Origin of the sequence: Vibrio sp. V10_P2A27P122 (assembly GCF_963874335.1) — a bacterium.
Taxonomy (GTDB): Bacteria; Pseudomonadota; Gammaproteobacteria; order Enterobacterales; family Vibrionaceae; genus Vibrio; species Vibrio anguillarum.
This window is the reverse complement of record NZ_CAWNHY010000132.1, coordinates 1-4,377: the sequence shown is the minus strand read 5'-3', so window position 1 is coordinate 4,377 and position 4,377 is coordinate 1. Positions and strand designations below refer to the sequence as shown.

Below are 4,377 nucleotides of genomic sequence, written 5' to 3'. Positions count from 1 at the left end.
TCAGAGAGCGCTAGTATTTCTTTTTCATACGCAGCGCGACGTTGACCAAGGCAATCAACACCGGCACTTCAACCAAGGGCCCAATCACACCCGCAAATGCTTGATCGGAATTTAAACCGAACACGGCAATGGAGACCGCAATCGCCAGTTCAAAGTTGTTGCCTGATGAGGTAAAAGCAATTGAGGCATTTTGATCGTAAGGAATGCCCAGTTTTTTACCAATGAAAAAGCTGACAAAAAACATCACTAAGAAATAAATCACTAAAGGGATGGCAACGCGTATCACGTCCATCGGCAGTTCAATGATCATCTCGCCTTTCAGGCTGAACATCAAAACTATCGTCGCTAGTAGTGCCACTAGCGTAATCGGTGAAATACGCGGAATAAACTCCTCGTTGTACCATTGCTCACCTTTCGCGGCCACCAACCATTTGCGACTTAAAAAACCAGCTAAAAATGGGATACCGAGATAAATCAGCACACTTTCTGCGATATCGAGAATGGTAATATCAACCACAAAGCTCTCGAGCCCAAAATACGGCGGCAAAACAGTAATAAATAGCCACGCCATAAAACTGTAAGTGACAATTTGAAATGCACTGTTGAGCGCCACCAACGCTGCGCCGTACTCTTTGTTCCCATCGCTGATATCATTCCACACCAATACCATCGCGATGCAACGCGCCAGACCAATTAAGATCAGTCCGACCATATAACCCGGATAATCGCGTAAGAAAATGATCGCCAATGCAAACATCAAGATAGGCCCGACAATCCAGTTCATCACTAAAGAGAGTGTGATGGCGCGTTTATCACGAGTCACTTCACCTAGTAGGCTGTAATTCACTTTTGCCAGTGGTGGATACATCATCAAAATCAAACCGATCGCCAGCGGAATATTGGTCGAACCGACCGACATATTTTCATTCCATTGCGCCACTTGCGGAAAGAAGACACCGATCGCTACCCCGAGCCCCATCGCAAGGAAAATCCACAAGGTTAGATAGCGATCGAGAAGACTCATTTTTTCGGCTGCAGAGGCTTCTGCGCAGACAGGTAATTCACTCATACATCACATCTCTCGGTCAGTCTAAAAAGGGAGCCGCGCACAACTTTCTACTTACAGCCATGGCGAAATAGCAACGCTAAAATTTCATTCATTTTGACAAGATGGGCCAGCAATACGCGTTAGCTCTTGCGCAATCAATGCGGTATTGTGGCTCAGCGTGATGTCCAATATCTGCACCATCCAACTTTCCAGATCAGGATTGATTTGGTAGTACACCCACTTGCCACGACGTTCATCAATCACTAGCTCATTTTTTCTCAGTTCAGCTAAATGACGGGACACTTTGGGCTGACTTAATTGCAACGCATTCATTAAATCACACACACACAACTGCCCTTTGTGCTTCATCAACAGCAAGGATTTAAGCCTCGTTTCTTCAGACAAGGATTTATAAAAAGATAAACTGCGGCACATAAATAATACATATGGAATATCGAATGTGTTTTAGTGTAAGGAGCAAAAGAGTAGAAGTCAAACACCAGAACTATCCTCGCGCACGACGGGCGGCGCTTGAAAAGCAGCGTGATAACGGGAGAAATGATTACTGCAATACAAATAACGATCGTTTGGTTGACCTATACCACATCAATGATTAGGATCACATTTTAAAAATCAACTAAGAGACGTTGCGAATGCTGCTTACGCCGCCCTAGATTGATCTTTACCTCTCACAACTCACCTTTTTATTTCATTTTTTAGAGATCAAGTATGCTACAAAATATTAAGCGCGATTGGTTTTCCAATGTGCGAGGGGATGTTCTAGCTGGCACTGTCGTTGCGTTAGCATTAGTTCCTGAGGCAATAGCCTTTTCTATCATCGCAGGTGTAGACCCTAAAATCGGCCTTTACGCTTCATTCAGTATTGCCGTGATCATTTCAATTGTCGGTGGACGACCCGGCATGATCTCAGCAGCCACTGGAGCAATGGCGCTGTTGATGGTCACTTTAGTCAAAGAGCATGGCTTGCAATATCTACTGGCAGCCACTGTTTTGACCGGGGTTCTACAAATACTGGCCGGTTACCTCAAACTGGGCGATTTGATGCGTTTTGTATCACGTTCGGTCGTGACGGGGTTTGTTAACGCGCTGGCGATTCTGATTTTTATGGCGCAATTACCAGAGCTGACCAATGTAACATGGCACGTTTATGCCATGACACTCGGTGGGCTGGCGATTATCTACCTATTCCCCTACGTTCCTGTGGTTGGCAAATTGCTACCTTCGCCATTAGTGTGCATTATCGCCTTAACTCTGATTGCTATCAGCTTTGGCATTGATATTCGCACTGTGGGCGATATGGGTGAATTACCAGATACTTTGCCGATATTTTTATGGCCAGATGTTCCGCTCAACCTTGAAACCTTATGGATAATATTTCCTTATTCAGCCGGATTGGCCGTTGTCGGTTTATTAGAATCAATGATGACAGCAACCATTGTTGACGATTTAACCGATACCAGCAGTGATAAAAATCGCGAATGTAAAGGCCAAGGTATCGCCAATATTGCCACTGGCTTTCTTGGCGGCATGGCCGGTTGTGCGATGATTGGTCAATCGATCATCAACATTAAATCCGGCGGACGCGGCAGGCTCTCTACTTTTTGCGCCGGTATTCTACTGATCATCATGGTGGTGTTTTTAAGTGATTGGCTCAAGCTCATCCCGATGGCGGCTTTAGTGGCGGTCATGATCATGGTTTCCATTGGGACCTTCTCTTGGAGTTCGGTAAAGGATCTCAAAACTCACCCACTTTCTACCAGCATCGTGATGATCGCGACCGTCGTTGTTGTGGTTGCAACCCATAACTTAGCGATCGGTGTCGGTGTCGGCGTGCTGCTTGCTTCTCTTTTCTTTGCTAACAAAATTGGCCGCTTCATGGTGGTTAAAAGTGAACTCTCTGAAAATGGAGAAGAGCGTACCTATCGTGTTGTTGGGCAAGTATTCTTTGCTTCGTCAGATCAATTTATGAACGCGTTTGACTTCAAAGAGGTCTTAGAGCGTGTCACTATCGACCTCTCTGCAGCGCACTTTTGGGATATTACTTCGGTTTCTTCGCTAGATCGTGCTGTTATCAAATTCCGACGCGAAGGGACCGATGTAAACATCATCGGTATGAATGAAGCAACAGCAACGATTGTCGATAAATTCGGCGTGCATGGTAAGCCAGAAGAAGTTGAAAAGCTGATGGGCGGACATTAAGGAACAGATTATGACCAATATTATTGCTTGCATCGATGGATCGATTTATTCACAGTCGGTCGCCAATTTAAGCGTGTGGGCCGCCAAAAGCTTACACGCACCGTTAACCTTACTGCACGTACTTGATAAAGCGGCTAATCAAACCGAAAGTGAACTGTCTGGTAACATCGGTTTAGGCAGCCGAGAACAGCTGTTGAAAGAGCTTATTGAACTAGACGAAAAGCGTTCTAAACTAGCCTTAAGGCACGGTAAAGCGTTACTCAATGAGCTAGAAACTAAAGCTCATGAACAAGGTTTACAAGATGTGCATAAACTGCAAAAGCACGGCAACCTGCTGGAGACTTTGCTTGATCTTGAAAACGAAATTCGTGTATTGGTGGTCGGTAAATCGGGTGAAGTGCACCAAAACGACGCCATGGCTGTTGGATCTCAATTAGAGAGTATCGTGCGTACAATGAAGTCGCACACCTTAGTGGCAACGGGTGATTTTACACCACCACAAAGCTATCTATTAGCCTTTGATGGCAGTGAAATTAGCCAAAAACTAGTGGATAAAGCCATTAAAACACCGCTGCTAAAAGGGCTGGAGTGCCATTTGGTGATGGTGGAAGATAACCACGATAAAGCGATCGCGTTTAAAGCTGCCGCCGAAAAATTGTGTGAACACGGTATTCACGTTGTGGAAGCGTGCTTATCTGGCGAAGTTCATAAGGCGATTCTTCAGTACCAACAACAAAACCAACTTGGCATGATCGTCATGGGCGCGTTTGGACACTCTAAACTTCGTCAGTTTTTTGTTGGCAGTAACACCACTCGGCTCTTAGCCGAATCAAGCGTACCGATGCTATTGATACGATAATAATTGATAAATTAACCATATAGATAAAGCCTTCTTCGGAAGGCTTTTATTATAAAACTCTGTTGTGGAGGGTAAGTGCAAGTAGTAAACTTGCTGCGGATATGCAACTGGTACTTAGGATGTTAGGTGCAAATAAAATCGCGGTTACTGGCACTAACTGACGTGACGCCAAATACTCTCCTAAATCAAAGTCTCATTTACTGGAGCCTATCTAATAAAACTAATAAAAAATAATTAAATAAACCTAGGC

4 protein-coding genes are annotated in these 4,377 nt (G+C 44.7%); 2 read left to right on the top strand and 2 right to left on the bottom strand.

Features of this window, described 5'->3' with window-relative positions; all coding sequences use genetic code 11:
• Positions 1–10 precede the first annotated feature (10 nt).
• Positions 11–1,069, bottom strand: coding sequence for an ACR3 family arsenite efflux transporter (arsB, locus tag AACQ17_RS06700; protein ID WP_094146956.1), 1,059 nt, complete (start codon positions 1,067–1,069; stop codon positions 11–13).
• Positions 1,070–1,153: 84 nt separating this feature from the next.
• A complete protein-coding gene (locus AACQ17_RS06695; RefSeq protein WP_094146957.1) occupies positions 1,154–1,483 on the bottom strand; it encodes a metalloregulator ArsR/SmtB family transcription factor in 330 nt (109 codons plus the stop codon).
• 294 nt (positions 1,484–1,777) lie between these two features.
• Here AACQ17_RS06695 and AACQ17_RS06690 point away from each other — a divergent pair, with 294 nt between their 5' ends.
• Positions 1,778–3,268: a SulP family inorganic anion transporter gene (locus AACQ17_RS06690; protein ID WP_017048956.1), complete on the top strand. Its 1,491-nt coding sequence runs from the start codon at positions 1,778–1,780 to the stop codon at positions 3,266–3,268.
• Positions 3,269–3,278: 10 nt separating this feature from the next.
• Positions 3,279–4,127: a universal stress protein gene (locus tag AACQ17_RS06685; RefSeq protein WP_094167674.1), complete on the top strand. Its 849-nt coding sequence runs from the start codon at positions 3,279–3,281 to the stop codon at positions 4,125–4,127.
• Positions 4,128–4,377: the final 250 nt, after the last annotated feature.